The sequence below is a fragment of the Bradyrhizobium sp. MI1.10 genome (assembly GCF_055811035.1).
Window position 1 is genome coordinate 320,202 of sequence record NZ_JBVVPN010000001.1, and the last position, 25,600, is coordinate 345,801.

Sequence of the window (25,600 nt, forward strand, 5' to 3'; positions counted from 1 at the left end):
GCTACCCAAACTCTATGCAGGAGGCGTGCCGTTGATAGCGAGCACGTGGCCGGCGAGATAGAGCGAGCCGGTGATCAGGATGCGCGGCGGCACTTCGTAGGCGAGCTTCGCCAAGGCGCGCAGTGCGGCCTCGACGCCGGGCGCGGGCTCGACCCGCATGCCGAGGCTGCGGGCGGCATCCGTGAGGCGGTCGACCGGCATGGCGTTGTCGGTGTCGGGAATCGGCACCGCGATGATGTGACGGGTCAGACCGGCGAAATTGGCGAGAAAACCCTGCGCGTCCTTGTTGGCCATCATGCCCGCGATCACGACCAGCGGCCGCGACACCCGCTCTTCGAGATCGCCGAGCGCGGCCGCCGCAACGCGGCCGCCTTCCGCATTGTGGCCGCCGTCGAGCCAGATCTCCGAGCCCTGCGGGCCGAGAGCGAGCAACTCGCCCGAAGCGATGCGCTGCATCCGTGCCGGCCATTCCGCACCGACGATCCCGGCCTCGAACGCCGCTTGGTTGATCTTGAAGGCGTTGGTGGCCCGCAGCGTTGCGATGGCGAGACCGGCATTGTCGAACTGGTGGCGGCCGAACAGGCGAGGCGCCGTGAGATCCATCAAGCCGCGCTCGTCAGAATAGACCAGCCGCCCGTTCTCGACGTTGACATGCCAGCTCTCGCCCGCGGCAAACAACGGCGCCCGCATGCGCTTGGCCTGCGCCTCGACCACGGCCATCGCCTCACCCGGCTGCTCGGCGCACACCACGGGCACGCCCTGCTTGATGATTGCAGCCTTTTCGCCGGCGATCGACGTCAAAGTATCGCCGAGGAAATCCATGTGGTCCATGCTGATAGGCGTGATCACGCAGGCCGCCGGCGCGTCAACCACATTGGTTGAATCAAGCCGGCCCCCAAGGCCGACCTCCAGCAGAACCACATCGGCCGGGTTCTGCGCGAACAGGTGAAATGCAGCCGCCGTCTTGAGCTCGAACAGTGTGGCCGGCTCGCCGGCATTGACACGCTCGACCTCTTCCAGTGCCGCGCGCAACTCGTCGTCATCGACCAGCACGCCGCCGCCGACGCGGCCGAGCCGGAAACATTCGTTGATGCGAACGAGATAGGGCGATGTGTAGGCGTGGACGCGCAGGCCTGCGGCTTCCAGCGTCGCGCGCAGATAAGCCAGCGTCGAGCCCTTGCCGTTGGTACCGGCGATGTGGATCACCGGCGGCAGCTTGCGCTCGGGGTGACCGAGCCGCTCGAGCAGGCGGTGCATCCGATCCAGCCCGAGATCGATGCGTTTCTGATGCAGGGCCGACAGCCGCCCGATCAATTCGCCGAGCGGCGGCTTTGCGCTGTCAGAGGAAGCGTTCACGCGTGCGGCGCGGCCGGCGCCGTTTCGGGAGCCGATACGATCTGCGCCGGGCTCACGACCGGCTGCACCGGTTTGGATCCACTCTCCAGCGCCGGCGCCCTGGTCAACAGACGGCAGAGCCGCGCCAGGGTCGGGCGCAATTCGTGGCGATGCACGACCATGTCGACCATGCCGTGCTCCTTGAGATATTCGGCGCGCTGAAAACCCTCGGGGAGTTTTTCGCGAATGGTCTGCTCGATCACGCGCGCGCCGGCAAAACCGATCAGTGCACCGGGCTCGGCGATCTGCACGTCGCCGAGCATCGCATAGGACGCGGTGACGCCGCCGGTGGTCGGGTTGGTCAGCACGACGATGTAGGGCTGTTTTGCTTCACGCAGCATCTGCACCGCGACCGTGGTTCGCGGCATCTGCATCAGTGACAGGATGCCTTCCTGCATGCGCGCGCCACCACTGGCGGCGAACACGATGAAGGGTGATTTCTTCTCGACCGCAAGCTCGAGCCCGCGCACGATGGCTTCGCCCGCGGCCATGCCGAGCGAGCCGCCCATGAAGTCGAAATCCTGCACGGCGACGACGACGGCGGCACCTTCGAGTTTGCCGTAGCCGACCTTGATCGCGTCGTTGAGGTTGGTTCGCGCGCGCGCATCCTTGATGCGATCCACGTACTTCTTCTCGTCACGGAACTTGAGCGGATCGGGCGTGACGTCAGGCAGCGCGACGTCGTACCAGGTCTCGTTGTCGAAAATCGACTTCAGACGCGCCACCGCGTTCATGCGCATATGATAGTTCGAGCCGGGGATGACGAACTGGTTGGCCTCGACGTCCTTGTAGAACACGAGCTGTCCGGAATCCGGGCACTTGATCCACAGATTCTCCGGCGTCTCCCGCCGCAGCATGTTGCGGATCTTCGGCCGGACCACATTGGTAAGCCAGTTCATGGTTTGCTCCGATGTGCGATCCCGCCTGGGGACCGCCTGAAGAGATATATGGCGGCCGGGACCCGGCCCGGCAAGCCGCCATATCGTCGGCCTTGCTCGTCGGACTTGCTCGCCGGACTTGGCAGCGGAATTGTGGCCTATTCCGCCGCCTGTTGCGCGCCTTTGACGCCCTGCGCGAGTGCCGCCGTCAGCTCAGCGACGGCGTTGACGGTCTTGCCGGTGGCGCGCCCGTCCGCATCGAGGCTGTTCTTGAGCGCATCGACCAGCGCGGTACCGACCACGGCGCCATTGGCATGCGAGGCGATTGCGCGGGCATTCTCCGGCGTGCGGATACCGAATCCGACGCAGACCGGCAGCTCGGTGTGCCGCTTGATGCGGATAACGGCCTCGCCGACGGCGGAGGCATCTGCAGCCGCCGCGCCGGTGATGCCGGTAATCGCGACGTAATAGACAAAGCCCGAGGTATTGGCGAGCACGGCCGGCAGGCGCTTGTCGTCGGTAGTCGGCGTCGCCAGGCGGATGAAATTGAGGCCGGCCTTCATCGCGGGCAGGCAGAGCTCGTCGTCCTCCTCCGGCGGCAAATCGACGATGATGAGGCCGTCGATGCCGGCGGCTTTCGCATCGACCAGGAATTTGTCGACGCCGTAGATGTAGATCGGGTTGTAGTAGCCCATCAGCACGATCGGCGTCGTGTTGTCGTCCTTGCGGAAGCCGCGCACGAGATCGAGCGTCTTCTTCAGCGTCATGCCGGCCTTGAGCGCGCGCAGGCCTGCCGCCTGGATCGAGGGACCGTCGGCCATCGGATCGGTGAAGGGCATGCCGAGTTCGATCACGTCGGCGCCCGCTTTCGGCAGCGCCTTGATGATCTCGAGCGAGGTCGCCGGATCGGGATCGCCGGCCATCACGAAGGTGACGAAGGCCGAGCGGCCGGCTTTCTTCAGCTCTGCGAAACGGGTGTCGATACGCGTGGTCACTTGCGCTTGCCCCTCAGGATGTCGCCGACCTGCGGGACGTCCTTGTCGCCGCGGCCGGAGAGGTTGACGACCATCAGGTGATCTTTTGTCCGCTTCGGCGCGAGCTCCATCACCTTGGCGATGGCATGTGCCGGTTCGAGCGCGGGGATGATGCCTTCCAGCTTTGACAGCAGCTGGAACGCTGCGAGCGCCTCGTCGTCGGTCGCGGAGAGATAGTTCACGCGGCCGATCTCGTGCAGCCAGGAGTGCTCGGGGCCGATGCCGGGATAGTCGAGGCCGGCGGAGATCGAATGCGCGTCCTGGATCTGGCCGTCCGCGTCCATCAGGAGATAGGTGCGGTTGCCGTGCAGCACGCCGGGACGGCCGCCCGCGATCGATGCCGCATGCAGTTGCGTCAGCCCGTGGCCCGCAGCTTCGACGCCGAAGATCTCGACCGAGGAATCGTCAAGGAACGGATGAAACAGGCCCATCGCGTTGGAGCCGCCGCCGATGCAGGCGACCAGCGAATCCGGCAGGCGGCCTTCGATCTCCTGCATCTGCACCTTGGTCTCATTGCCGATGATCGACTGGAAGTCGCGCACCAGCGTCGGATAGGGATGGGGCCCTGCGACCGTGCCGATGCAGTAGAACGTGTTGTGCACGTTGGTGACCCAATCGCGCAGCGCCTCGTTCATGGCGTCCTTCAGCGTGCGCGTGCCCGACTGCACCGGGACCACCGTTGCGCCCAGCATCTCCATGCGGATGACGTTGGGCTGCTGCCGCTCGACGTCGACGGCGCCCATATAGACGATACATTCCAGGCCGAAGCGCGCGCACAGCGTCGCGGTGGCGACACCGTGCTGGCCGGCACCGGTCTCGGCGATGATGCGCTTCTTGCCCATCCGCCGCGCCAGCATGATCTGGCCGAGCACGTTGTTCACCTTGTGCGAGCCGGTGTGGTTGAGCTCTTCGCGCTTGAGATAGATTTTGGCGCCGCCGAGATGTTCGGTCAGACGCTCGGCAAAATAAAGCGGCGAGGGCCGGCCGACGTAATTCTTGAGATAGCCGTTCATCTCGATCTGGAAGGCCGGATCGGCCTTGGCATCGGTGTAGGCTTTCTCCAGATCGAGGATCAGCGGCATCAGGGTTTCGGCAACGAAGCGTCCGCCGAATATGCCGAAATGGCCGCGCTCGTCGGGGCCGCTGCGATAGGAATTGGGTTTTACAACATTCATCGGACGCTCAACTCTTGATTTGCATCTTGGCTTGCGCGCGCGGCGCGAATGAAGGCCTTGATCATCCCGGGATCCTTCACGCCCGGGGCGCTCTCGACACCGGAGGAGACGTCCACACCACCGGCGCGGGTGACGCGAACGGCTTCGGCGACGTTCCCTGCATCTAGCCCGCCCGAAACCATATACGGCACGTTCAGCTCCAGGTTTCCGAGCAGATGCCAATCGAACGGTGCACCGAGGCCGCCCGGCCGCGTCGCGTCCTTCGGCGCGCGCGCATCGAACAGGATGCGTTCGGCCACCTCTGCGTAGCCGGGCAGCACGGCGAGATCGGCTGACGTTGCGACCGGCACGACCTTCATCACCGGGCGACCGAACCGCTGCTTGATGTCGCGCAGCCGGGCCACGCTTTCCGTGCCATGAAGCTGGAAAATGTCCGGCGACAGCGCGTCCATGATGTTGTCGAGCGTGGCGTCGTCGGCATCGACGGTGAGGGCGACCTTGAGCGCGCGCCGCTTCACCTGCCGGCCGAGCCCCCGGCCGGCTTCCAGCGACAAATGCCGCGGGGACGGCGGGAAGAACACAAAGCCCACCATGTCGGCACCCGCCTCGAGCGCCGTTTCGAGCGTCTCGGGCGTGGACAGGCCGCAGATTTTGACGAGCAGGGACATGTTCTCGACGGATATGGGCTCAAAGCAAATGGAGGCCGCAGGTCCGCGGCCGGAAAACGGGCTTTTCGGTCGCGGCCGCTTCTACAACGTCGCGCGCTGCTTGTCTCGCCCGACGGGCCCGTAAAGCCCCACCCCGGAGGGAACGGGGAGGCGCTGGGACTCGGGCCTTGCTGCGGCCGCCTGGGCCCGCAGATCGGCCAGCTCGCCTCGCGCGGCCCGGGCATCCGCGTCATGCCGGCGCGCCGCACGCCGCCAGTGCCGCTGGCCGAACCAGACGGCACAACCGCCCGCGAGAACCCCGAGCGCGGCCACCACGATCAGGAGCAGGAACAGCGGCAGCGTGACCGAGAATGACGGGTCGTTGGACACGAAGGGATCGAACGAGACCGTGACGAAATGCCGGTTGGCGACGGCAAAGATCATCAGGATCAGGCCCAGCGGAATCACGACCAGCGCGGTCAGGAATTTTCGCATCTCGGCTCGCTCGCCTTGAATCAAAGTTGCGGCCGCATCGGTGGCGACCGCCGGAAACCCTGAGGTGGACCTCAGTCTGGCGCGCCTGGATCCGGATGGTCGCGATTCAGCCGTTCGCGCATTTCCTTGCCGGTCTTGAAGAACGGAACGCTCTTCTGATCGACAGGCACATGGGCGCCGGTGCGCGGATTGCGCCCTGCGCGTGCAGGGCGATGCTTGACCGAGAAGGCACCGAAGCCGCGCAACTCGACGCGGTCACCGCGCGCGAGAGCCGCTACGATCTCTTCGAGAATCGCATTCACAATGTTCTCGACATCCCGCTGGTACAGATGCGGGTTGTGCTCGGCGATACGCTGAACAAGTTCGGATTTGATCATCGAGAGATAGGACCCGGGAGCGTGCGGACGACCATTTCCGTGAAAATACCGTGATCTGTCAAGACGCTAAATGAAGGTTGAGCGTCGTGAAAATACGTGACAAATGCCAAAAAAGCAGGCTGGCCCTGCACGCGCCGAACGGGAAAAACCTCCGGGGCTCGCCCGGTTCCGTCAGTTCGACGCCGCCGGCTGCCACAAGGCGAGCATTCCATCCATTCCGAGCCGATCGACCGCCTGTGCGACGCCGGTTTGTCCGATTTGATGCGCAATCGAGCCTAAACCCAGTGCTTCCAGCGTCACTGCGGCCGCCGTCTTGAGGAACGGCAGATCGCTGAAGCGCGGCTGCAGCTTGTAATCGCGCACGGAGAGTCCCTTCTTGACGCCCTTCTGCTCGACCAGCCAGGTCACGGCAGTCTTCTCGTCGCCAATCTGGTCGATCAGCTTGAGGTCGATCGCCTGGCGTCCGGTGAAGACACGGCCATCAACCACTTTCTCGAGCTGCGTGTCATCCATGCCACGCCGGTCCTTCACCAATCCCTTGAACCAGGCATAGGAATCCTTCACCAGCGCATCGAGCGCCGCCCGTGCCTCGGGGCTGGTTGGCTCAAAACCGTTGGGCGCGGCCTTCAGCGGCGTGGACTTTACCTCCTCGACCTTGACGCCGACGGTCTTCAACAGCTCCGAGACGTTCGGAAACTGGAACAGCACGCCGATCGAGCCGACCAGCGAGCTCTGCTGGGCGATGATGTGATCGCTGGCGATCGCGGTGATGTAGCCGCCGGAGGCGGCGAGGCCTTCGACGACCACGACGAGAGGCTTCTTCGCCTTCAGACTCACAAGGGAATCGTAGAGCTGCTCGGAGCCGGCGGTGGTGCCGCCCGGCGAGTTGATGTGGACGATGACGGCAGCAGCCTGCGAATTCTCCAGCCGCTCGAGCGCCTGCGTGCGATCGGAATCGCTGCGGATCAGGCCGTCGATCTGGACCCGCGCGATCGAGCCGGCGGACGCGAACGTGCCGCGCGCACCCGGCGTCGCGACCAGTGCGAAGCCAGCGATCGCCGCGATCGCGATCAGCGCGGCCAAGACGCGCCAGAACGTCAGCTTGCGGCGGATCCTGCGGCGATCGACGATGATGTCCGAATCGAGCGACATCTCAGTATCTCCAGATGAAAGGCCGGGCGCGTTGTGCCGTCGCAGCGTGACCATTGGCTTATCTGGATACATCAATTGCGGCGCAATTAGAAGAAAACAAGGCCGGTAGCGGCGTAGCCCGGATGGAGCGCAAACGTAATCCGGGGTTCTCGCCTCACGGAGAGGCTTTCCCGGATTGCGCTTCGCTCCATCCGGGCTACGACCTCAACAACAAAAAAGCCCCGGCTTGCGCCGGGGCTTTGATGCAGCGAAACCTGCGTTTCGCTTACTTGGTGTCGCGGTTCTTGAGCGCGGTGCCGAGGATGTCGCCGAGCGTCGCCCCCGAATCGGAGGAGCCGTACTGCGCGATGGCTTCCTTCTCTTCGGCGACTTCGAGGGCCTTGATCGACACCTGGACCTTGCGGGCCTTCTTGTCGAACTGGATCACGCGGGCATCGACCTTCTCGCCGACGGCAAAGCGTTCGGCGCGCTGATCGTTGCGGTCACGGGCGAGCTCCGAGCGCTTCACGAACGTGGTGAAGTCGGTACCGGTGATCTTCACCTCGATGCCGCTCTCCTTCACGTCGATCACTTCGCAGGTCACGACAGCGCCCTTCTTGACATCGCCCGGCTCGGCGAAGGGGTCGCCTTCGAGCTGCTTGATGCCAAGCGAGATGCGCTCCTTCTCGACGTCCACATCGAGCACCACGGCCTTCACCATGTCGCCCTTCTTGTAGTTGTCGATCACCTGCTCGCCCGGCTGCTTCCAGTCGAGGTCGGAGAGATGGACCATGCCGTCGACGTCGCCCTCGAGGCCCAGGAACAGACCGAACTCGGTCTTGTTCTTGACTTCGCCCTCGACCGTCGAACCGGTCGGGTGACCTTCGACGAAGACCTCCCACGGGTTGCGCATGGTCTGCTTGAGGCCGAGCGAGATGCGGCGCTTGACGGAATCGACTTCGAGCACCTGCACTTCGACTTCCTGCGAGGTCGAAACGATCTTGCCGGGGTGCATGTTCTTCTTGGTCCACGACATCTCGGAGACGTGGATCAGGCCTTCGATGCCCGGCTCGAGCTCGACGAACGCGCCGTAGTCGGTGATGTTGGTGACGCGACCGGTGAAGCGGGCACCCAGCGGGTACTTGGCTTCGATGCCCTGCCACGGATCGTCCAACAGCTGCTTCATGCCCAGCGAGATGCGGTGCGTCTCGTGGTTGATCTTGATGATCTTGACCTTCACGGTCTGGCCGATCGAGAGCACCTCGGTCGGATGGTTGACGCGGCGCCACGCGATATCGGTGACGTGCAGCAGACCGTCGATGCCGCCGAGATCAACGAACGCACCGTAATCGGTGATGTTCTTGACCACGCCGTCGATGACCTGACCCTCTTCGAGGTTCTGCACCAGCTCCTGGCGCTGCTCGGCGCGGGTCTCTTCGAGAACCGTGCGGCGGGACACGACGATGTTGCCGCGGCGGCGGTCCATCTTGAGGATCTGGAACGGCTGCGAGTTGTTCATCAGCGGCGCAACGTCGCGGATCGGACGGATGTCGACCTGCGAACGCGGCAGGAAGGCCACGGCACCGTCGAGGTCGACGGTGAAGCCGCCCTTGACCTGGTTGAAGATGACGCCGTTGACCTTCTCGTTGTTCTGGAAGGCCTTCTCGAGCTTGCCCCAGCTCTCTTCGCGGCGCGCCTTGTCGCGCGACAGCACGGCTTCGCCGAGGGCGTTCTCGATCCGGTCGAGGAACACTTCCACCTCGTCGCCGACCTTGAGCTCGCTGTCACGGCCGGGGCCGGAAAATTCGCGGAGGGCAACGCGGCCCTCGGTCTTCAGGCCGACGTCGATGACGGCCATGTCCTTTTCGATTGCAACAACCTTGCCCTTGATGACTGAGCTTTCCTGCAGGTTGCCGCCTGCGAAGGACTCGTCGAGCATCGCGGCGAAATCGTCGCGCGACGGGCTATAGGTATCAGCAGAAGTCGAAGCCATTTGTTCTCCAGTTGCGGATGTCATGCCGGCCGTTGGGTTCTTGGGCGCATCGTACGCGCAGTGTCGGAAGGTCCGCAGAACCTTCGAGCGACCGCTCGCTGCTCCGACCTGGAGGGCGGAACAGCGGAAGCGGGCCGGCTGAGGCCCGCGCGTACGATACGTGGAAATCTTTTGTCCGGAGCCTGGATCGCGTCGGCCCCAAGCAGGGACCGAGAGTATCGACCTCAAAGAGCGGGAGCGGGCGCTTCCTCCAATGACGGCAGCGGCTTAACCCCGCGACCGGCCCGCTCGGACGGCCTCGATAATGTCGATGGCGGCCCGGACGCCGCCTTCTATATCCAGTTGGGAGTTATCTAGCAAGTAAGCATCCGCGGCCGGCTTCAGGGGCGCGATCGCCCGGTTCTTGTCGCGTTCGTCGCGCTGGATGATGTCGGCGAGTACGGCGGCCTCATCGGCCTCCTCACCCCTCGCCTTGGCCTCCATGGTCCGGCGGCGGGCGCGGACTTTGGGGTCGGCGACGACGAAGATCTTCACGTCGGCATGGGGGCAGATCACGGTTCCAATATCCCGCCCATCGAGCACGGCGCCCGGCGGATCGGCGGCGAATTGCCGCTGAAAACTGATCAGGGCTTCGCGCACCCTTGGGATCGCCGAGACGATGGAGGCGCCCTCGCCGGCCTTCTGGGTCTTCAGGGCGGGATTGCCGAACTTCTCGGGATCGAGTTCCAGCGCCGCAGCGACCGCCGCCGCCTCGTCCCGGAGATCATGACCGGACTGCATCAGGGAATAGGCCACCGCGCGATAGATCACGCCGGTATCAAGATGACGGTAGCCGTAATGGTGGGCGAGGCGCTTGCCGAGCGTGCCCTTGCCCGACGCCGCGGGCCCGTCGATGGCGATGATCATGAAAAATCGGCCCCAAGCGAACGCATCATCGGAATGAAATCCGGAAAACTGGTGGCAATGAAGGCGGTGTCGTCGACGGTCACCGGCTGGTCGGACGCGCAGCCCATCACCAGCGCGGACATCGCGATGCGATGGTCCATGTGGGTGGCCACAACGCCGCCGCCGGGAACGTGGCCGCGGCCTTCGACGATCAAATCGTCGCCGGAGACCTCGACCTTGACGCCGTTGACGCGGAGCATGGCGGCGGTGGCTTCAAGACGGTCGGATTCCTTGACGCGCAGCTCCTGGAGGCCGCGCATGATGGTCGTGCCCTCGGCGAAGGCGGCCGCCACCGCCAGCACCAGATATTCGTCGATCATCGACGGTGCGCGCTCCGGCGGCACCTCGACACCGCGCAATTTCGAGGCGCGTACGCGCAGCTTCGCCATCGGCTCGCCGGCGTCGCTGCGAACTTCACTTTCCTCAATCGAGGCACCCATTTCGCGCAGCGTGGTGAAAAGACCGGTGCGCAGCGGATTGGTCATGACGTCGGACAGAACGATTTCGGAACCTTCGACGATCAGCGCGGCAACGATGGGGAACGCCGCCGATGAGGGATCGGCGGGCACGACGACATTGGCGCCATGTAACTCCGGCTGCCCCACGAGCGTGATACGGCGGCCGTGCTGACCTTCCCGCACCGAGGTGATCTCGGCGCCGAAATGCTTGAGCATCAGCTCGGTGTGGTCGCGGCTGGCCTCGGTCTCGATGACCGTGGTGATGCCGGGCGCGGCCAGGCCCGCGAGCAGCACGGCGGATTTGATCTGCGCCGAGGCGACCGGGGTCTTGTAGGTGATCGGCAGCGGATCGCGCGCACCCTGGACCGTCAACGGCAGACGGCCGCCCTCGCCGCCGGCGACGACCTTCGCGCCCATCTTTTCCAGCGGGTCCAGAATCCGGCGCATGGGCCGGGTGCGCAGCGAGGCATCGCCGTCGAAAATCGCAGAGATCGGGCAGCCGGCGACGGCGCCCATGACGAGCCGGCAGCCGGTGCCGGAGTTGCCGAAATCCAGCGGCGCTTTGGGCTCCGCGAAGCCTGCGACACCCACGCCGTCGACTTTCCAGGCGAAATCTCCGGTGCGCTCGACCCTGGCGCCAAGCGCCTGCATGGATTTGGCGGTGTTAAGGACGTCCTCGCCCTCCAGGAGGCCCGAAATCCGTGTCTCTCCGACCGCGAGCGCGCCGAGGATGAGGGCACGGTGGGAGATCGACTTGTCTCCGGGCACCCGTACTTTCCCGGTCAGGGGACCGCTGGCGCGCGACTGGAGCGGCGTCGGCTTGTCGGAATCGGTCAAGTTTGTGTCCTTGGATAGGCCCGAAACGTCCCTGCGGGACTCGCGGGGCAGGTACCACACGGTCTCCCCGCCGTCACGGGCATGTCGTTCTCCCGTAATGCGCTATTGACAGCGGGCCGCCAACTAGCCAAGTGAAGCACCGCTTTTCAGACATTTCCAGGATTCCTCTGCCGTGGCCAAGTCCGAACTCGGAACTAAACGTATTTGCCCGACCACGGGCAAAAAGTTCTATGACCTCAACAAGAATCCGGTGATCTCGCCCTATACCGGAGAAGTCGTGCCGATCGCGCCCATCGCGCCGGCGCGCGCGCCCCGCGGCGCCGAAGCCCGCCACGCAGCCGCTGCCGCCGACGCCACGCCGGAGCCGGCGGAGGTCGAGGAGGTCTCGCTCGAGGAGGCCGATGCCGAGGAGAACACCGGCAAGGTCAAGGCCGTCGTGCCCGAATCCGAGGACGACATCGAAGTCGATGAGACCATCGAGGACGATGACGACGATGATTCGACCTTTATCGCCGACGACGAAGAGGGCGATGAGGACGTCACCGACATCATTGGTGATGTCGGCGGTGACGAAGAGACTTGAGATAATTCCAGAACTGTGGTTCTGGGTCTTTCCCGACGCGTCGCCCAAGGCGCGTCGGACGGTTAAGGGGCCATAGCTCAGCTGGGAGAGCGCTTGCATGGCATGCAAGAGGTCGGCGGTTCGATCCCGCCTGGCTCCACCACGCTTCGCCCTTCGGGCTACGCGTGGCGCAGCCGCGCACAGCCCGAAGGGCGAAGCGTGGTGTCCGGCGAAGCCCGAAGGGCGAAGACGGACTGGTGAGATTCCCACGCAGCGGCTGCCCAGGCGATAATCGTCAATGTGGTACGTCTACATCCTCCGCAGCATCGAATTTCCCGAGCAGGAATACGTTGGGGCCACGGAAAATCTGAAGCGCCGGATTCCAGAGCACAATGCTGGCAAATCCACCCACACCGCCAAGTTCAAGCCTTGGAAGCTGATCTGGTACTGCGCCTTCCGTGACAAGTACAAAGCGCTCGCTTTTGAAGCGTACCTGAAGTCTCACTCCGGCCGGGCCTTCACAAAGAAGCGGCTGTCCTAAGAGCGCACCTCTTCCCCTACTCCCCGATCACCGCGTTCAACCGATCGCGCAACGCCACAATCTCATCCTTCATCGCGACCAGTTCCGAGACCGAACAATCCGACGCCGCCAGGATCGATTGCGGCACGGCGCGCGCCTTGTCCTTCAAGGCGTGGCCCTGCGGCGTCAACGCGATCAGCACCTGACGTTCGTCCTCGCTCGAGCGCGTGCGCTTGACGAGGTGGGCCGCCTCGAGCCGCTTGAGCAGCGGCGTCAGCGTGCCCGAATCCAGGTGCAGCTTTTCGCCGATGTCCTTGACCGGCACGTCGTCGCGCTCCCACAGCACCAGCATCACCAGATATTGCGGATAGGTCAGGCCGAGCCGGTCCAGCAGCGGCTTGTAGACGCGGTTGAAGGCGTGCGCGGCCGAATAGACCGCGAAGCAGATCTGGTTATCGAGGCGCAGCGGCGCGTCCGCTGCCGAATGTTTCCGGGGCATGGAGAATCTCACAGGACTTGCTTCCATTCTGGGGCCGGCCGTCGCCACATTCAATTGCGAACAATTAAATGTGAGGCGCCATAGTTTCAATTGCGCGCAATCTAATTGTTTGCAATAAGGATCGCACCCCACCCGAACACACAGGGAGACGAAAATGTCAGTGAACGTCCTCTACAAGACCAGCGCAAAGGCCACCGGCGGCCGCGACGGCCATGCTGCGACCCTCGACGGCGCGCTCGACGTCAAGCTCACCACGCCGAAGGAGCTCGGCGGCGGAGGCGGCGCGGGCAACAATCCCGAGCAGCTGTTTGCGGCGGGCTATGCCGCCTGCTTCATCGGCGCGATGAAGTTCGTGTCCTCGCAGGGCGGCCCCAAGGTTCCGGCCGACGCCTCCGTGACCTCGACCGTCGGCATCGGTCCGCGCGCGGCCGGCGGCTTCGGTCTCGACATCGACCTTGCCGTCTCGTTGCCGGGCCTCGCCCGCACGGAAGCCGAGGCGCTGGTCGAGAAGGCGCACCAGGTGTGCCCGTATTCCAACGCGACGCGCGGCAATGTCGACGTTCGCCTGACGGTCGTCTGATCGGTTCGGTGAAGCGGGGGGGGGGGGGGGGGGGGGCGGGGGGGCCCCCGGCGGGGGGGGGGGGGGCCCCCCGCGGCGGGGGCGCCCGCCGCCGCCCCCCCCCCCCCGGCGCCCCGGGGTTTGCCATCCCGCGGGATTGCGGCGACCGCCTGCATGACGCCCTACGCGGGAAGCCATTGCCGGCTCGGACGAACCTCGTTAGGCCTGTGATCACATCGACACAGGGGACGCGAAGGCATGACTGAAGCCGCCAGTTCTGGAGCCGCCACGGGCGCAATGAGCGGCCTGCGCGTCATCGATCTCACGCGCGTGCTCGGCGGGCCCTATTGCACCCAGATCCTCGCCGACCATGGCGCCGACGTGATCAAGGTCGAGCCGCCCGCAGGCGACGAGGTGCGCGACTGGGGCCCTCCCTTCCACGACGAAGACGCAGCCTATTTCATCGGCATCAACCGCAACAAGCGCTCGATCGGCCTCGATCTCGCCTCCGAGGGCGGCCGGACCGTGCTGCTCAAGATGCTGGAGAGCGCCGACGTCCTGATCGAGAATTTCAAGCCGGGCACGCTGGAGAAATGGGGCATCGGCAACGAGGTGCTGCGCGAAAAATTTCCGCGCCTCGTGCATTGCCGGATCTGCGGCTTCGGCGCCGATGGTCCCCGCGGCGGCAATCCCGGCTATGACGCCATCATCCAGGCCATGACCGGCATGATCGCGGCGACCGGCTCGCCCGAGAGCGGGCCGATGCGGATCGGCGTGCCGCTGGTCGACATCGGCACCGGCCTCTATGCGGCGATCGGCATCTTGATGGCGTTGTCGGAGCGGCAGCGCTCGGGCCAGGGCCAGTTCCTGGAGACCACGCTGTACGAGACCGGCCTTGCCATCATGCATCCGCACACCGCGAATTATTTCATGCATGGCAAGCCGCCGGCGCTCACCGGCAACGAGCATCCCAACCTCGTGCCCTATGCGATCTTCCCGACCAAGACCGACAACATCTTCATCGGCGTCGGTAATGACGGCACCTTCCGCAAGCTCGCCAAGGAGATCGGCAAGCCCGAGCTCGGCACCGATCCGCGCTTTGCGCGCAACAAGGACCGCATCGCCAATCGCGAGGCGCTGCGGGCCGAGCTCGCCGCCGTGTTCAGCCAGCACGAGGCCGAGCCGCTGTGCAATCGCCTGCTCGCTGCGGGCCTGCCCGCAGGCCCCGTGCAGAAGATCGACCAAGCGTTGACCAACCCGCACACGATCGCGCGCGGCGATATCATCGAGAAGGATTGGTACAAGGGCGTGGCATCCCCGATCCGGCTCGATCGCAGCAAGCCGAGCCTACGTCGCCTGCCGCCGAAATTCAGCCAGCACGCCGCCGAGGTGCTGGGCGAGTTCGGCTACTCCAGGTCCGAGATCGACGCGATGGTCGAGCAGGGCACGGTCTGCGGACCCGAGCGCAAGCGCTGAGATAAGACGAAGATCGAGCTTCACCGTCTAAAACGGCCGGACGATTCCGACGCGCGGGATCAGCGTAAGGATCAGGCCGAAGATATTCGTCTTCTGATCCTCCGCCCGAATCAGCGGCGTCTCGCGTGCGGCGGGCAGCATCTTCACCGCGTGCAGGATCAGGAACATGCAGACCGCCCAGTTCGAGATCCAGCGCGAATAGTCGAACACCATCGCGAACATCACGAGGCAGGCGAGGCTGACGCCGGCAAGCGCCGCGATCACAAGACGGCGATGCGTGTCGTTTGCCAGCGCGCCGATAAGGTTTGCAAAATAACGCCACAGCGGTATGTGCAGCCAGATCAGCAGCAAGAACACGGGCACGCCAAGGATGTTGTGGGGCAGGCGGCCCCAGGTGTCGGAAATCTCCTTCGTCAGCGGCTGATACCAGATGTAGGCAAACTGCAACATATCGGTCCGCGACGGATCGGCCATCCGGCTCTTCAGGTAGGCAACGAAATCCGCCTCCGCGATCGGCATCGTTCCCCAAAACTGCGCGGCGAAGAACAGCGTGGAGACGGCAAGCAGGGCAACGACGCCGAACGCGACATTGGTGCGATCGCAGCCCTGCGTCAGATAGTGCCTGATCACGACGATGGTGATGATCGTCGGCACATACATCAGGAGATGGATGTGGTGGATCAGGACGAGAACGATCGAGAACAGCGCAGCCAGCGCCACGAACAGCAGCGAGCCGGCCGGCACCAGCAGCAGGATGATCGCCAGCGCGCAGCCATAGATGTCGAAATGGCCGAGCGTGTGCATGAAGTTCTTGAGGAAGAACGGCGAGCCCGCGATGAAGACGAACAGCGGCGATGTCTTCGCCGTGAAGCCGAACGTCTTCTGAAATAGTCTTGCGTAGAGTCCCAGCGTCACCAGCCATGTCGCGCCGCCGAGCGCGAACACCAGCCATACCGGCACCTTGTCGATGAACAGCGCGACGATCGCCCCGATCAGCGCGCGCTTGATGAAGCCGAAATGGTAGTCGACGAGGAGGTGGATGTAGGGGACGTAAGGCGGCAGCTGGATCTTGTGAACGAAGACGCCGACGATGACCGCCGCGTTGATCGCGAGCAGGACGCGCCAGGGGTTTTGCAGGATGCGTGCGGTCACGCCGCATCCATAGCGCGGCCGCCCGGAATTACAAAATGAACCGGCTCAAATCCGCGTTCTTGGCGAGGTCGCCGACGTGCTTCTGGACGAAATCGGCGTCGACCCTGACGGTCTCGCCGCTGCGGTCGGGGGCGGTGAAGGAGATCTCGTCCAGCACCCGCTCCATGACGGTCTGCAGCCGCCGCGCGCCGATGTTCTCGACGGTGGAATTCACGGCGACCGCGACGTCCGCAAGTGCGTCGATGGCGTTGTCGGTGATGTCGAGCGTGACGCCCTCGGTCTGCATCAGCGCGACATATTGCTTGATCAGCGAAGCCTCTGGCTCGGTCAGGATGCGACGCATGTCGTCGCGGGTCAGCGCCTGCAGCTCGACGCGGATCGGCAGGCGGCCCTGCAGTTCCGGCAACAGGTCGGACGGCTTTGCGACATGGAAGGCGCCGGAGGCAATGAACAGGATGTGGTCGGTCTTCACCGCGCCGTGCTTGGTCGAGACCGTGGTGCCCTCGATCAGCGGCAGCAGGTCGCGCTGCACGCCCTCGCGCGAGACGTCGCCGCCGGCGCGGCCTTCGCGGGCGCAGATCTTGTCGATCTCGTCCAGGAACACGATGCCGTTGTTCTCGACCGCGCTGATCGCCTCCATCGTCAACTGATCGCTGTCGAGCAGCTTGTCGGATTCCTCGTTGATGAGGATCTCGTGCGAGCTCTCCACCGTCAGCCGCCGCGTCTTGCTGCGTCCGCCGAGCTTGCCGAAGATGTCGCCGATCGAAACCGCGCCCATCTGCGCGCCAGGCATGCCCGGGATCTCGAACATCGGAAAGCCGCTGCCGCCGCCTTGCGTCTCGATCTCGATCTCCTTGTCGTTGAGCTCGCCCGCGCGCAGCTTCTTGCGGAAGGAGTCCCGCGTCGCCGCGCTGGAATTGGCGCCGACCAGCGCATCGAGCACGCGCTCCTCGGCGGCGAGCTGCGCACGTGCCTGCACGTCTTTGCGCTTGCGCTCGCGGACCTGGGCGATCGCGACCTCGACGAGATCGCGCACGATCTGCTCGACGTCGCGCCCGACATAGCCGACCTCGGTGAATTTCGTCGCCTCGACCTTCAGGAACGGCGCGTTGGCGAGCTTGGCGAGCCGCCGCGCGATCTCGGTCTTGCCGACGCCGGTCGGGCCGATCATCAGGATGTTCTTCGGCAGCACTTCTTCGCGCAAGGAGCCTTCGAGCTGCTGCCGCCGCCAGCGGTTGCGCAGCGCGATCGAGACGGCGCGCTTGGCATCGGCCTGGCCGACGATGAAACGGTCGAGTTCGGAAACGATTTCGCGGGGGGAGAAGTCTGTCATGGGACCTTAGCTAGGATCAGATGCGGGACGGGACAAGCCGCTTTTTTGCCATCAGATGATCGGCGGACCCGATTGCCATTGTTTCACGGCCTCGACCGGGTGGATCAGCATCAGGATATTGAGCGTCAGATTGTCGCGAATATGCAGCGCCAGCATGATTTCAAAGGCGAGCCCGAGCATGACGGTCACCGATATAGGCAGCAGGCGCGCGGCTAGGAAGCCCAGCATCATGGACAAATTGTCAGAAACCGAATTGACGATGCTGTCGCCGAAATAATCCAGCGAGATCGTGCCGGCGCGGTAGCGTTCGATGATGAATGGCGAGTTCTCGACGATCTCCCAGGCACCCTCGATCAGCATCGCGACGATCAGGCGCGCGGGCCAGGACAGCGACACGAATGGCAGCCGCGCGAACAGCAGCCAGGTCAGTCCATAGAACAGGAAGCCGTGCAGGATGTGCGAGAAACTGTACCAGTCGGCGATGTGCTGCGAATTTTCCGAGCTGTTCACCACGCCATGCCACAGCTTGACGTAACCGCAGGTGCAGATCGGCACCCGTCCCATCGCGAGCAGGATCGAGGCCTGCATCGCCAGCAGCAGCAGCGCGATGCCGACCCAGGCGAGCGGTGGAAACGCGGCCCTGCTCTCATGCGTGGTTGCCAGCGTCATGGCTCGCGCACCATCAGCAGCGCCGCTCCGTCGGGCGTCTCGACCATGCGGTCGGGGACAAAGCCGGCCTTCTCATAGGCACGCACCGCGCGCGCGTTGAGCGGATCAGGATCAGTGACGATGCGGGGCAGACCCTGCCGCAACTGCGCGTCGGCGAATTGGCGGATCAATGCCGAACCGTGCCCGCGCCCGATCATGTCGCCTTCGCCGATGAACTGATCGATGCCACGGGTGCCCTCCGGTTGCGGCCCAAGACCCGTATTCCAGGCTGTCAGGCGGTAGCATTGAAGATAGCCGAACGGCTTGTCGCCGGCCAACACGATGAACTGGTCCATTGCCGGCTCATCGAGATCGCCGCTCACGAGCGCGAACTGCTCGTCCGGATCGCCCCACCATTCCCGCACATGTACCTCGCGGAGCCATCGCCGGATCAACGGCAGATCGGCCGCGGTCATCGGGCGGAAGGTGTAGGCGAGGGTCATCTAGCGGTGCTGCGCTCCCTCTCCCGTCTACGGGAGAGGGTTGGGGAGAGGGTGCGTCCGCAATGGGACAGCCCCCAAGAGGACAGAGCCCTCACCCGCGCCTTCGGCGCGACCTCTCCCGCAAGCGGGTGAGGTTGCAGCCAGTCCGGAGCTACATTGTCCAGCCACAGATAGGCCCTACCCGGCGGACAGCGCTTCGACGGTGACATTGCGGTTGGTGTAGACGCAGATGTCGGCGGCGATATCGAGGGAGCGGCGGACGATGGTCTCGGCGTCCTTGTCGGTGTCGAGCAGGGCGCGGGCCGCCGCCAGCGCGTAATTCCCGCCCGAGCCGATCGCCATGACGCCGGCTTCGGGCTCCAGCACGTCGCCGGTGCCTGTCAGCACCAGGGAGACGTCCTTGTCGGCAACGATCATCATGGCCTCCAGCCGTCGCAAATAACGGTCGGTGCGCCAGTCCTTGGCGAGCTCGACGGCGGCCCGGGTCAATTGCCCCGGATATTGCTCGAGTTTGGCTTCCAAGCGCTCGAACAGCGTGAAGGCGTCGGCCGTTGCGCCGGCAAAGCCGCCGATGACGTCGCCCTTGCCGAGTTTCCGGACCTTCCTGGCGTTGTGCTTGATCACGGTCTGGCCGATCGAGACCTGGCCGTCGCCGCCGACCACCACCGTGCCGCCCTTGCGGACCGTCAAAATCGTGGTGCCGTGCCAGCCCGGCGAGCTGTTTGGGGAGTCCTGCATGAATGATCCTCATTGTCCGGGCTGATTTAGGCGGTCGGGAGCGGGGGCACAACGGGCCGCTCCGGGACCAATTTCGCTCACCATAGGCAGAAGTAGAGGCCCGGCCAGCCGTTCCCGCAGTAGCGAAGGCGTCATTTGGCTGTTAAAAGACCGGCGTTTTCGGCCCCGAACGAGGATGAAAGCTAGTTTTGATGCGCACCGCGACGATCAAGCGCAAGACCAAGGAAACCGACATCGAGGTCACCGTGAACCTCGATGGCACCGGCGTGTCCAATATCGCGACCGGCATCGGCTTTTTCGACCATATGCTCGATCTCCTCGCCCGCCATTCCCGCATCGACCTCACGGTCAAGGCGGTCGGCGATTTGCACATTGATCATCACCATACCACCGAAGACACCGGCATCGCGCTCGGCCAGGCCATCAAGCAGGCGCTCGGCAACATGGCGGGCATCACCCGCTATGCTGGCGTGCACATGCCCATGGACGAGACGCTGTCACGCGTGGTGATCGACATCTCGGGCCGCCCTTTCCTGGTGTTCAAGGCCGACTTCCCTCGCGACAAGATCGGCGAGTTCGACACCGAGCTGGTGCGCGAGTGGTTCCAGGCCTTCGCCATGAACGCCGGCGTGACTCTTCACGTCGAGACCCTATATGGCGATAACAGCCACCATATCGCCGAGTCCTGCTTCAAGGGTCTGGCACGGGCGCTGCGCACCGCCGTCGCGATCGATCCGAAGGCGGTGGGCGAAATCCCGTCCACCAAGGGCTCGCTCGGCGGCTGACATCTTTCGGCCCGCGGCACGCGCCGTTTGCGGTATCACTGAATTCTTGGGAACGGGGCATCGCCATGTCCGTCTACACAGTTCATGCTCCCTCCCCTGCCGGAGCCGATCTGCGCGCGACCGACAAGTTCGTCTTCGTGCGCGACGGCTTCCATTTCTGGGCGATGATCTTCGGCCCGCTCTGGCTGCTGTGGAATCGGCTGTGGCTGGCGCTGATCGGTTGGGTGATCTTCGTTGCCGCGTTCAACGTCGGGCTGTCCAGCCTCGGCGTCGGCCGTTCCTCGATCTTCTTCGCCGACGTCATCGTCGCGCTCCTGATGGGATTCGAGGCCTCGAGCCTGCGCCGCTGGACGCTGTCGCGCGGTAAATGGCGGCAGCTCGACGTGGTGATTTCCGACGACGAGGACACCGCCGAGCGCCGTTTCTTCGAGCGCTGGAGCCAGAAGCAGCGCGGCATCGTCAACGATCAATGGGCCGTCGATCGCGGCGGCCCGCCGCCGACCCGCAACGTGCCGGGTCAGCAATTCTCCAACCCGCCGCCGATGCCGGCAGGTGGCATCATTGGTTTGTTTCCAGAACCGGGAGGGTCAAGATGAGCGTCGCCATCATCGATTACGGTTCCGGCAATCTGCATTCGGCCGCCAAGGCGTTCGAGCGCGCCGCGCGCAGCATGGACAATCCGCAAAAGGTGTTCGTCACCAGCGATCCGGACCAGGCCTACGGCGCCGACCGTCTGGTGCTGCCGGGCGTCGGCGCCTTCGCCGATTGCCGGCGTGGGCTCGATGCCGTCAACGGCATGGTCGAGGCGATCACCGAGGCGGTGCGCGTCAAGGCGCGGCCGATGTTCGGCATCTGCGTCGGCATGCAGCTGTTCGCCACCCGCGGCAAAGAGCACGTGATCACGCAAGGCCTGAACTGGATCGGCGGCGACGTCGAGAAGATCACGCCGCGCGACGAGAGCCTCAAGATCCCGCACATGGGTTGGAATACGCTCGATGTGCTGCGCGAGCACCCGGTGCTGGACGGGCTGCCGCTCGGCCCTAAGGGCCAGCACGCCTATTTCGTGCACTCCTACCACCTCAAAGCCGCCAACGAGGCGGACGTGCTTGCGCGCGCCGATTACGGCGGGCCCGTCACCGCGATCGTCGGCAAGGACACGGCGATCGGGACGCAGTTTCACCCCGAGAAGAGCCAGCGCTTTGGTCTGGCCCTGATCTCGAACTTCTTGCGATGGAAACCGTGATGGCCGCTGCTCTTGTTACCTCCCCCCTTGTGGGGGAGGTCGAATGCGAAGCATTCGGGAGGGGGGTAGCCGCAACGGTGGTGCCCGTGGCTTACCCCTCTCCCCAGCCCTCCCCCACAAGGGGGGAGGGAGCGCACCGTTCGCGCAGAAAAATCCTGGCTCAATCATGATTCTCTTTCCTGCGATCGACCTCAAGAACGGCCAATGCGTGCGCCTCGAACAGGGCGACATGGCGCGCGCGACCGTGTTCAACCTCAATCCCGCCGCGCAGGCCGAGAGCTTCGTCGCGCAGGGCTTTGAGTATCTCCACGTCGTCGATCTCGACGGCGCGTTTGCCGGCAAGCCCGTGAATGCGCAGGCGGTCGAGACGATGCTGAAGACGATCACGATTCCGGTGCAGCTCGGTGGCGGCATTCGCGATCTCGCCACTGTCGAGGCCTGGCTCGAAAAGGGCGTCACCCGTGTCATCATCGGCACCGCCGCGGTGCGCGACCCCGAATTGGTGAAGGCTGCTGCAAAAAAATTCCCCGGCCGCGTCGCGGTCGGGCTCGACGCACGTGACGGCAAGGTCGCGGTCGAAGGCTGGGCCGAGACCTCGCAGGTGACGGTGCTGGAGATCGCGCAACGGTTCGAGGATGCCGGCGTCGCCGCCATCATCTTCACCGACATCGCGCGCGACGGCCTGCTCAAGGGCCTGAATCTCGATGCGACCATTGCGCTGGCGGATGCGATTTCGATTCCCGTGATCGCCTCCGGCGGCCTCGCCTCGATCGAGGACGTCAAGGCGATGCTGACGCCGCGCGCGAAAAAGCTCGCCGGCGCGATCGCCGGTCGCGCGCTTTACGATGGCCGGCTCGATCCCTCAGCCGCCCTCACCCTGATCCGCGCCGCGGCCTAGGAGACATCCGATGTTCAAGGTGCGCGTGATCCCCTGCCTCGACGTCAAGGACGGCCGGGTCGTCAAGGGCGTCAACTTCGTCGACCTGCGTGATGCCGGTGACCCCGTCGAAGCGGCGATCGCCTACGACGCTGCCGGCGCCGACGAGCTCACTTTCCTCGACATCACCGCGACCCATGAGAATCGCGGCATCATGCTGGACGTGGTCCGGCGCACCGCGGAAGCCTGCTTCATGCCCGTCACCGTGGGCGGCGGCGTGCGTGAGGTCAACGACATCAAGACCCTCCTGCGCGCGGGCGCCGACAAGGTCTCGATCAACAGCGCCGCGGTGTCGCGGCGCGAGTTCGTCAAGGAAGCTGCCGAAAAATTCGGCGGGCAGTGCGTGGTGGTCGCGATCGACGCCAAGCGGGTCAAGCGCGCCGGTGGCGGAGAGCGCTGGGAGATCTTCACACATGGCGGCCGCAACTCGACCGGTATCGACGCCATCGAATACGCCCAGGAGGTGGTCTCGCTCGGCGCCGGCGAAATTCTGCTCACCTCGATGGACCGCGACGGCACGCGGCAGGGTTTTGACATCCCGCTGACCCGGGCGATCGCCGACAGCATTCCCGTTCCCGTGATCGCTTCGGGCGGCGTCGGCAATCTCGACCACCTCGTCGACGGTATTCGCGACGGCCACGCCACCGCCGTGCTGGCCGCCTCGATCTTCCACTTCGGGGAATTCACCGTCCGCGAAGCCAAGGAGCACATGTCCCGGCGCGGGCTACCCATGCGCCTCGATGCCTGACGACTCCCGTTCCTAAAAATGCTACATGATTGGCGGGGATCGGCTTATCCCGCCAGATAACCGGCCAATCATCGGCCAAGGCGCGTTTTCCGGGTATTTGTATGCCGCGTTTCACGATCCACGATCTGGCCGAGACCATCGACGCCCGCGCGGCAGCGGGTGGCGAGGCGTCCTATACCCGCAAGCTCCTCGACAAGGGCGCCGAACATTGCGCCAAGAAGTTCGGTGAGGAAGCAGTCGAAACGGTAATCGCAGCAGTCGAAAACGATCGCGCGCATCTGATCGCCGAAGGCGCCGACCTGCTCTATCATTTCCTTGTGCTGCTCAAGGCCCGCGGCGTAAAGCTGGAAGAGGTCGAGGCCGCATTGGACAAGCGGACCAATATGTCAGGGTTGGAAGAAAAGGCGTCGCGCAAGGGCGGCAGCTAGCCGAGGTGGAGAGTCGCGTCATGGATATCCGCGCACCCGAGCAGCAGTATAATCCTTACCGCGTCTATACGCGTGAGGAGTGGTCGCGACTGCGCGACGACACGCCGATGACGCTGGAGCCGGGCGAGTTCGACCGGCTGCGCTCGCTGCACGACCGCCTCGACTTGCAGGAGGTCGAGGACATCTACCTGCCGCTGTCGCGCCTGCTGTCGATCTATGTCGATGCGATGCAGCGGCTTTATTACGCGGAGCGCCAGTTCCTCAACATCCGCGACCGCAAGATGCCCTACATCATCGGCGTCGCCGGTTCGGTCGCGGTTGGAAAATCCACCACGGCCCGCGTGCTTCAGGCGCTGCTGGCGCGCTGGTCGCCGCGTCCAAAAGTCGAGCTGATCACCACCGACGGATTTCTGTATCCCAACGCCGTGCTGGAGCGGCAGGGCATCATGCAGAAGAAGGGTTTTCCGGAAAGCTACGACCTGCCGCTGCTGCTCAGCTTCCTCTCCGACATCAAGGCCGGCCGCCGCCATGTGCGCGCGCCGGTCTATTCGCATTTGACCTACGACATCGTGCCGAACCAGTGGGCCGAGATCGACCAGCCCGACATCCTGATCGTCGAGGGCGTCAACGTGCTGCAGACCGGCAAACTGCCGCGTGACGGCAAGGCCGTGCCCGTGGTGTCCGACTTCTTCGATTTCTCGGTCTATATCGACGCCGACGAGGCCGCGCTGCGGCAGTGGTACATCAGGCGCTTCCTGTCGCTGCGCGACACCGCGTTCACCAATCCAAAATCCTACTTCAACCGCTACGCGCTGTTGTCGGACGAGGAAGCCACCGCCACCGCGATCGCGATCTGGGAACGCACCAACCTCGCAAATCTCGAGGACAACATCCTGCCGACCCGCCCCCGCGCGACCCTGATTCTGAAGAAGGGCGCCGACCACACGGTGGCGAGCGTGGCGCTGCGCAGGCTGTAATCGCTGCGGTCGACGAGTCTAGCCCGCGCGCAGAGTGTCTTTTGTTGCAGACCGGCAAAGGGTATTCCGCTATGACCTTCGTAAACGCGAGGGACCCATGGTTGATCGTCTCAGAAACGCCGCCGAGCAGCTGGAAGCACCGACCTGCCCGGACTGCCATATCGAGATGAAGTGGTTCCGTTCCGAACTGCTGGCGGACGAGCCGACTCCGATCATCGCGCATCTTTTCGTGTGTCCGCATTGCAAGCGCGCGGCCCAGGCAGACACCAAATTCAAGGGCACGCCAGCGCCGACGGCCAAGCTGTCCGCGCCGCGGTTTCCTGCTCACGCCGCATAACGGTTCATTCCGCCGGAGCGCGCAGTGATGCCGGGCGCCCGGCCTGCTCCGCACCCAAGCTGACGTGCGTCGCCGGCAAGCGGCTCACTTGCCGGCCTTCGCGATCCAATCCGCAGGCTTGATGCGCCCTGCGAAAGCCGCCGCACCGGTGGTGCTTGCCCGGTAGACGAAAGCTTCGCCTTCCTGCACGTCCCCGGCATCCTTGCCGAAGGCATCGGCGATGTTGGTCTTGTGGGTGACCAGGAAGGTGTTGGTGCCCGCCTTGGGCGGCGCATCGACGAGCTGCCGCACGGCCTGGCCCGCTTTTGCATTTGCACCGGTCGGATTTGCCATGCCCGACGCACTCGCGTTGCTGCTGTCCGTCAACGCGTCGACTGGCTTGAGCTCGCGACCGGAGATCAGTCTGCCCGCCTCGATCGCGCGGTTCAGCTTGCTGGTGTAGACATCGCCGATCGGGATCGCGAGTTCCTTGATGGCCGTCCCGATCTGGCGCGCCATGTCGCGGCCCTTTTCACTGAGCTGACGCTGGGCGCTCATGTCGTCGAACTTGAAAGGGTAGACATCCTTTTGGCTGTCGTCGGTGGCCGTGTGGCGAAACACCAACACGTAACCGCCTTGCTTGAGCGAGGCGATCAGTTGCGAGCTATCGGCCGAGGTGGCTTGAGTGGAACCACAGAGAAGGATCACGAAGGCGAGGCGGCAAAGCATGTTCATGCGAAATCCTCTGCTTAAAATGCCCCAGAGGATGGTGACGCGCGAAGCGCTCGATTTCAATTGTCGATTGCCGTCC

The 25,600-nt window shown here is 64.5% G+C and carries 30 protein-coding genes and 1 tRNA gene; 13 read left to right on the forward strand and 18 right to left on the reverse strand.

Translation table 11 applies throughout. The features are described from left to right. Nucleotides 1–12: 12 nt before the first annotated feature. The 11 genes from AC0L3K_RS01390 to aroA all read right to left on the reverse strand — a co-directional run bounded on the left by AC0L3K_RS01390 (nucleotide 13) and on the right by aroA (nucleotide 11,365). Complete coding sequence (locus AC0L3K_RS01390; RefSeq protein WP_354200286.1) at nucleotides 13–1,356, reverse strand: bifunctional folylpolyglutamate synthase/dihydrofolate synthase; 1,344 nt, start codon at nucleotides 1,354–1,356, stop codon at nucleotides 13–15. Then, nucleotides 1,353–2,294, reverse strand: a complete 942-nt coding sequence (gene accD, locus AC0L3K_RS01395; RefSeq protein WP_007598402.1) for an acetyl-CoA carboxylase, carboxyltransferase subunit beta — start codon at nucleotides 2,292–2,294, stop codon at nucleotides 1,353–1,355. The genes AC0L3K_RS01390 and accD overlap by 4 nt, the downstream gene beginning before the upstream one ends. 137 nt (nucleotides 2,295–2,431) lie before the next feature. Further along, nucleotides 2,432–3,268: a tryptophan synthase subunit alpha gene (gene trpA / locus AC0L3K_RS01400; RefSeq protein ID WP_473365406.1), complete on the reverse strand. Its 837-nt coding sequence runs from the start codon at nucleotides 3,266–3,268 to the stop codon at nucleotides 2,432–2,434. Continuing rightward, complete coding sequence (gene trpB, locus AC0L3K_RS01405; RefSeq protein ID WP_354200288.1) at nucleotides 3,265–4,482, reverse strand: tryptophan synthase subunit beta; 1,218 nt, start codon at nucleotides 4,480–4,482, stop codon at nucleotides 3,265–3,267. Before trpB ends, trpA begins: the two co-directional genes overlap by 4 nt. Further along, nucleotides 4,479–5,150 carry a phosphoribosylanthranilate isomerase gene (locus AC0L3K_RS01410; protein WP_219678801.1) on the reverse strand — a complete coding sequence of 224 codons (672 nt, stop codon included), beginning with the start codon at nucleotides 5,148–5,150 and terminating at the stop codon, nucleotides 4,479–4,481. The genes trpB and AC0L3K_RS01410 overlap by 4 nt, the downstream gene beginning before the upstream one ends. A gap of 81 nt (nucleotides 5,151–5,231) precedes the next feature. Further along, nucleotides 5,232–5,624, reverse strand: a complete 393-nt coding sequence (locus AC0L3K_RS01415) for a lipopolysaccharide assembly protein LapA domain-containing protein (protein WP_007598407.1) — start codon at nucleotides 5,622–5,624, stop codon at nucleotides 5,232–5,234. 71 nt (nucleotides 5,625–5,695) lie between these two features. Beyond that, nucleotides 5,696–6,001: an integration host factor subunit beta gene (locus AC0L3K_RS01420; RefSeq protein ID WP_007598410.1), complete on the reverse strand. Its 306-nt coding sequence runs from the start codon at nucleotides 5,999–6,001 to the stop codon at nucleotides 5,696–5,698. Nucleotides 6,002–6,172: 171 nt separating this feature from the next. Further along, the gene (gene sppA / locus AC0L3K_RS01425; protein WP_007598412.1) at nucleotides 6,173–7,153 is read right to left on the reverse strand and encodes a signal peptide peptidase SppA; all 981 of its coding nucleotides are present in this window, start codon (nucleotides 7,151–7,153) and stop codon (nucleotides 6,173–6,175) included. A gap of 265 nt (nucleotides 7,154–7,418) precedes the next feature. Then, nucleotides 7,419–9,125: a 30S ribosomal protein S1 gene (rpsA, locus tag AC0L3K_RS01430; protein WP_007598413.1), complete on the reverse strand. Its 1,707-nt coding sequence runs from the start codon at nucleotides 9,123–9,125 to the stop codon at nucleotides 7,419–7,421. Nucleotides 9,126–9,392: 267 nt separating this feature from the next. Then, nucleotides 9,393–10,031, reverse strand: coding sequence for a (d)CMP kinase (gene cmk, locus AC0L3K_RS01435; RefSeq protein ID WP_007598415.1), 639 nt, complete (start codon nucleotides 10,029–10,031; stop codon nucleotides 9,393–9,395). Beyond that, a complete protein-coding gene (gene aroA / locus AC0L3K_RS01440) occupies nucleotides 10,028–11,365 on the reverse strand; it encodes a 3-phosphoshikimate 1-carboxyvinyltransferase (RefSeq protein ID WP_035993851.1) in 1,338 nt (445 codons plus the stop codon). Before aroA ends, cmk begins: the two co-directional genes overlap by 4 nt. 172 nt (nucleotides 11,366–11,537) lie before the next feature. Between aroA and AC0L3K_RS01445 the strand changes: the two genes are divergently transcribed. From AC0L3K_RS01445 to AC0L3K_RS01455, 3 genes are all read left to right on the forward strand, one after another. Then, nucleotides 11,538–11,948 (forward strand): TIGR02300 family protein, encoded by a 411-nt coding sequence (locus AC0L3K_RS01445; RefSeq protein WP_007598417.1) that lies wholly within the window; start codon nucleotides 11,538–11,540, stop codon nucleotides 11,946–11,948. 66 nt (nucleotides 11,949–12,014) lie between these two features. Continuing rightward, a tRNA-Ala gene (locus AC0L3K_RS01450) sits at nucleotides 12,015–12,090 on the forward strand. Nucleotides 12,091–12,225: 135 nt separating this feature from the next. Continuing rightward, complete coding sequence (locus tag AC0L3K_RS01455; RefSeq protein WP_354200289.1) at nucleotides 12,226–12,468, forward strand: GIY-YIG nuclease family protein; 243 nt, start codon at nucleotides 12,226–12,228, stop codon at nucleotides 12,466–12,468. Nucleotides 12,469–12,484: 16 nt separating this feature from the next. Here AC0L3K_RS01455 and AC0L3K_RS01460 read toward each other — a convergent pair whose 3' ends face one another. Further along, the gene (locus AC0L3K_RS01460) at nucleotides 12,485–12,946 is read right to left on the reverse strand and encodes a MarR family winged helix-turn-helix transcriptional regulator (RefSeq protein ID WP_456766988.1); all 462 of its coding nucleotides are present in this window, start codon (nucleotides 12,944–12,946) and stop codon (nucleotides 12,485–12,487) included. Between the two features lie 154 nt (nucleotides 12,947–13,100). On the opposite strand from AC0L3K_RS01460, the gene AC0L3K_RS01465 reads away from it, so the two are divergent. After that, nucleotides 13,101–13,526, forward strand: a complete 426-nt coding sequence (locus AC0L3K_RS01465; protein ID WP_473365407.1) for an organic hydroperoxide resistance protein — start codon at nucleotides 13,101–13,103, stop codon at nucleotides 13,524–13,526. Nucleotides 13,527–13,763: 237 nt separating this feature from the next. Beyond that, nucleotides 13,764–14,981, forward strand: coding sequence for a CaiB/BaiF CoA transferase family protein (locus tag AC0L3K_RS01470; RefSeq protein WP_473365408.1), 1,218 nt, complete (start codon nucleotides 13,764–13,766; stop codon nucleotides 14,979–14,981). 27 nt (nucleotides 14,982–15,008) lie between these two features. Here the strand turns inward: AC0L3K_RS01470 and AC0L3K_RS01475 are convergent, their stop codons facing one another. The 5 genes from AC0L3K_RS01475 to hslV all read right to left on the reverse strand — a co-directional run bounded on the left by AC0L3K_RS01475 (nucleotide 15,009) and on the right by hslV (nucleotide 19,355). After that, complete coding sequence (locus tag AC0L3K_RS01475) at nucleotides 15,009–16,133, reverse strand: hypothetical protein (protein WP_473365409.1); 1,125 nt, start codon at nucleotides 16,131–16,133, stop codon at nucleotides 15,009–15,011. Nucleotides 16,134–16,161: 28 nt separating this feature from the next. Next, nucleotides 16,162–17,466, reverse strand: a complete 1,305-nt coding sequence (hslU, locus tag AC0L3K_RS01480) for an ATP-dependent protease ATPase subunit HslU (protein ID WP_007598430.1) — start codon at nucleotides 17,464–17,466, stop codon at nucleotides 16,162–16,164. A 51-nt stretch (nucleotides 17,467–17,517) separates the two neighbouring features. Further along, complete coding sequence (locus AC0L3K_RS01485; protein WP_473365410.1) at nucleotides 17,518–18,135, reverse strand: DUF2585 domain-containing protein; 618 nt, start codon at nucleotides 18,133–18,135, stop codon at nucleotides 17,518–17,520. Continuing rightward, nucleotides 18,132–18,617 carry a GNAT family N-acetyltransferase gene (locus tag AC0L3K_RS01490; protein ID WP_007598433.1) on the reverse strand — a complete coding sequence of 162 codons (486 nt, stop codon included), beginning with the start codon at nucleotides 18,615–18,617 and terminating at the stop codon, nucleotides 18,132–18,134. The genes AC0L3K_RS01485 and AC0L3K_RS01490 overlap by 4 nt, the downstream gene beginning before the upstream one ends. A 177-nt stretch (nucleotides 18,618–18,794) precedes the next feature. Beyond that, on the reverse strand, nucleotides 18,795–19,355 hold the full coding sequence (hslV, locus tag AC0L3K_RS01495) for an ATP-dependent protease subunit HslV (protein ID WP_007598435.1): 561 nt from the start codon (nucleotides 19,353–19,355) through the stop codon (nucleotides 18,795–18,797). Between the two features lie 191 nt (nucleotides 19,356–19,546). Here hslV and hisB point away from each other — a divergent pair, with 191 nt between their 5' ends. From hisB to AC0L3K_RS01535, 8 genes are all read left to right on the forward strand, one after another. Further along, nucleotides 19,547–20,140: an imidazoleglycerol-phosphate dehydratase HisB gene (hisB, locus tag AC0L3K_RS01500; RefSeq protein WP_007598437.1), complete on the forward strand. Its 594-nt coding sequence runs from the start codon at nucleotides 19,547–19,549 to the stop codon at nucleotides 20,138–20,140. Nucleotides 20,141–20,205: 65 nt separating this feature from the next. Continuing rightward, nucleotides 20,206–20,736, forward strand: coding sequence for a DUF2628 domain-containing protein (locus AC0L3K_RS01505; RefSeq protein ID WP_106943954.1), 531 nt, complete (start codon nucleotides 20,206–20,208; stop codon nucleotides 20,734–20,736). After that, a complete protein-coding gene (hisH, locus tag AC0L3K_RS01510; RefSeq protein ID WP_007598439.1) occupies nucleotides 20,733–21,383 on the forward strand; it encodes an imidazole glycerol phosphate synthase subunit HisH in 651 nt (216 codons plus the stop codon). The genes AC0L3K_RS01505 and hisH overlap by 4 nt, the downstream gene beginning before the upstream one ends. A gap of 166 nt (nucleotides 21,384–21,549) precedes the next feature. After that, complete coding sequence (gene hisA / locus AC0L3K_RS01515; RefSeq protein WP_354200291.1) at nucleotides 21,550–22,281, forward strand: 1-(5-phosphoribosyl)-5-[(5-phosphoribosylamino)methylideneamino]imidazole-4-carboxamide isomerase; 732 nt, start codon at nucleotides 21,550–21,552, stop codon at nucleotides 22,279–22,281. A gap of 10 nt (nucleotides 22,282–22,291) precedes the next feature. Then, entirely contained in the window at nucleotides 22,292–23,068 is a 777-nt protein-coding gene (gene hisF, locus AC0L3K_RS01520; RefSeq protein WP_007598443.1) for an imidazole glycerol phosphate synthase subunit HisF, read from the forward strand. A 101-nt stretch (nucleotides 23,069–23,169) separates the two neighbouring features. Next, a complete protein-coding gene (locus tag AC0L3K_RS01525; protein ID WP_007598445.1) occupies nucleotides 23,170–23,496 on the forward strand; it encodes a phosphoribosyl-ATP diphosphatase in 327 nt (108 codons plus the stop codon). 20 nt (nucleotides 23,497–23,516) lie between these two features. Beyond that, the gene (coaA, locus tag AC0L3K_RS01530; RefSeq protein WP_007598451.1) at nucleotides 23,517–24,473 is read left to right on the forward strand and encodes a type I pantothenate kinase; all 957 of its coding nucleotides are present in this window, start codon (nucleotides 23,517–23,519) and stop codon (nucleotides 24,471–24,473) included. Between the two features lie 97 nt (nucleotides 24,474–24,570). Beyond that, nucleotides 24,571–24,810 carry a hypothetical protein gene (locus AC0L3K_RS01535; protein ID WP_473365411.1) on the forward strand — a complete coding sequence of 80 codons (240 nt, stop codon included), beginning with the start codon at nucleotides 24,571–24,573 and terminating at the stop codon, nucleotides 24,808–24,810. Between the two features lie 84 nt (nucleotides 24,811–24,894). Here the strand turns inward: AC0L3K_RS01535 and AC0L3K_RS01540 are convergent, their stop codons facing one another. Then, a complete protein-coding gene (locus tag AC0L3K_RS01540) occupies nucleotides 24,895–25,524 on the reverse strand; it encodes a histidine phosphatase family protein (protein ID WP_219681948.1) in 630 nt (209 codons plus the stop codon). Between the last annotated feature and the right edge of the window lie 76 nt (nucleotides 25,525–25,600).

What these genes read in the sequence shown, in the direction of transcription:
- AC0L3K_RS01505 (WP_106943954.1), top strand. Translation starts at nt 20,206, where the DNA reads ATGTCCGTCTACACAGTTCATGCTCCCTCCCCTGCCGGAGCCGATCTG.
- AC0L3K_RS01465 (WP_473365407.1), top strand. Translation starts at nt 13,101, where the DNA reads ATGTCAGTGAACGTCCTCTACAAGACCAGCGCAAAGGCCACCGGCGGC.
- coaA (WP_007598451.1), top strand. Translation starts at nt 23,517, where the DNA reads ATGGATATCCGCGCACCCGAGCAGCAGTATAATCCTTACCGCGTCTAT.
- AC0L3K_RS01490 (WP_007598433.1), bottom strand. Translation starts at nt 18,617, where the DNA reads ATGACCCTCGCCTACACCTTCCGCCCGATGACCGCGGCCGATCTGCCG.
- AC0L3K_RS01455 (WP_354200289.1), top strand. Translation starts at nt 12,226, where the DNA reads ATGTGGTACGTCTACATCCTCCGCAGCATCGAATTTCCCGAGCAGGAA.
- AC0L3K_RS01525 (WP_007598445.1), top strand. Translation starts at nt 23,170, where the DNA reads ATGCCGCGTTTCACGATCCACGATCTGGCCGAGACCATCGACGCCCGC.
- hisB (WP_007598437.1), top strand. Translation starts at nt 19,547, where the DNA reads ATGCGCACCGCGACGATCAAGCGCAAGACCAAGGAAACCGACATCGAG.
- trpB (WP_354200288.1), bottom strand. Translation starts at nt 4,482, where the DNA reads ATGAATGTTGTAAAACCCAATTCCTATCGCAGCGGCCCCGACGAGCGC.
- AC0L3K_RS01470 (WP_473365408.1), top strand. Translation starts at nt 13,764, where the DNA reads ATGACTGAAGCCGCCAGTTCTGGAGCCGCCACGGGCGCAATGAGCGGC.
- rpsA (WP_007598413.1), bottom strand. Translation starts at nt 9,125, where the DNA reads ATGGCTTCGACTTCTGCTGATACCTATAGCCCGTCGCGCGACGATTTC.
- AC0L3K_RS01410 (WP_219678801.1), bottom strand. Translation starts at nt 5,150, where the DNA reads ATGTCCCTGCTCGTCAAAATCTGCGGCCTGTCCACGCCCGAGACGCTC.
- AC0L3K_RS01535 (WP_473365411.1), top strand. Translation starts at nt 24,571, where the DNA reads ATGGTTGATCGTCTCAGAAACGCCGCCGAGCAGCTGGAAGCACCGACC.
- AC0L3K_RS01460 (WP_456766988.1), bottom strand. Translation starts at nt 12,946, where the DNA reads ATGCCCCGGAAACATTCGGCAGCGGACGCGCCGCTGCGCCTCGATAAC.
- hisF (WP_007598443.1), top strand. Translation starts at nt 22,292, where the DNA reads ATGTTCAAGGTGCGCGTGATCCCCTGCCTCGACGTCAAGGACGGCCGG.
- AC0L3K_RS01540 (WP_219681948.1), bottom strand. Translation starts at nt 25,524, where the DNA reads ATGAACATGCTTTGCCGCCTCGCCTTCGTGATCCTTCTCTGTGGTTCC.
- hslU (WP_007598430.1), bottom strand. Translation starts at nt 17,466, where the DNA reads ATGACAGACTTCTCCCCCCGCGAAATCGTTTCCGAACTCGACCGTTTC.
- sppA (WP_007598412.1), bottom strand. Translation starts at nt 7,153, where the DNA reads ATGTCGCTCGATTCGGACATCATCGTCGATCGCCGCAGGATCCGCCGC.
- hisA (WP_354200291.1), top strand. Translation starts at nt 21,550, where the DNA reads ATGATTCTCTTTCCTGCGATCGACCTCAAGAACGGCCAATGCGTGCGC.
- hisH (WP_007598439.1), top strand. Translation starts at nt 20,733, where the DNA reads ATGAGCGTCGCCATCATCGATTACGGTTCCGGCAATCTGCATTCGGCC.
- AC0L3K_RS01415 (WP_007598407.1), bottom strand. Translation starts at nt 5,624, where the DNA reads ATGCGAAAATTCCTGACCGCGCTGGTCGTGATTCCGCTGGGCCTGATC.
- AC0L3K_RS01485 (WP_473365410.1), bottom strand. Translation starts at nt 18,135, where the DNA reads ATGACGCTGGCAACCACGCATGAGAGCAGGGCCGCGTTTCCACCGCTC.
- cmk (WP_007598415.1), bottom strand. Translation starts at nt 10,031, where the DNA reads ATGATCATCGCCATCGACGGGCCCGCGGCGTCGGGCAAGGGCACGCTC.
- AC0L3K_RS01420 (WP_007598410.1), bottom strand. Translation starts at nt 6,001, where the DNA reads ATGATCAAATCCGAACTTGTTCAGCGTATCGCCGAGCACAACCCGCAT.
- accD (WP_007598402.1), bottom strand. Translation starts at nt 2,294, where the DNA reads ATGAACTGGCTTACCAATGTGGTCCGGCCGAAGATCCGCAACATGCTG.
- hslV (WP_007598435.1), bottom strand. Translation starts at nt 19,355, where the DNA reads ATGCAGGACTCCCCAAACAGCTCGCCGGGCTGGCACGGCACCACGATT.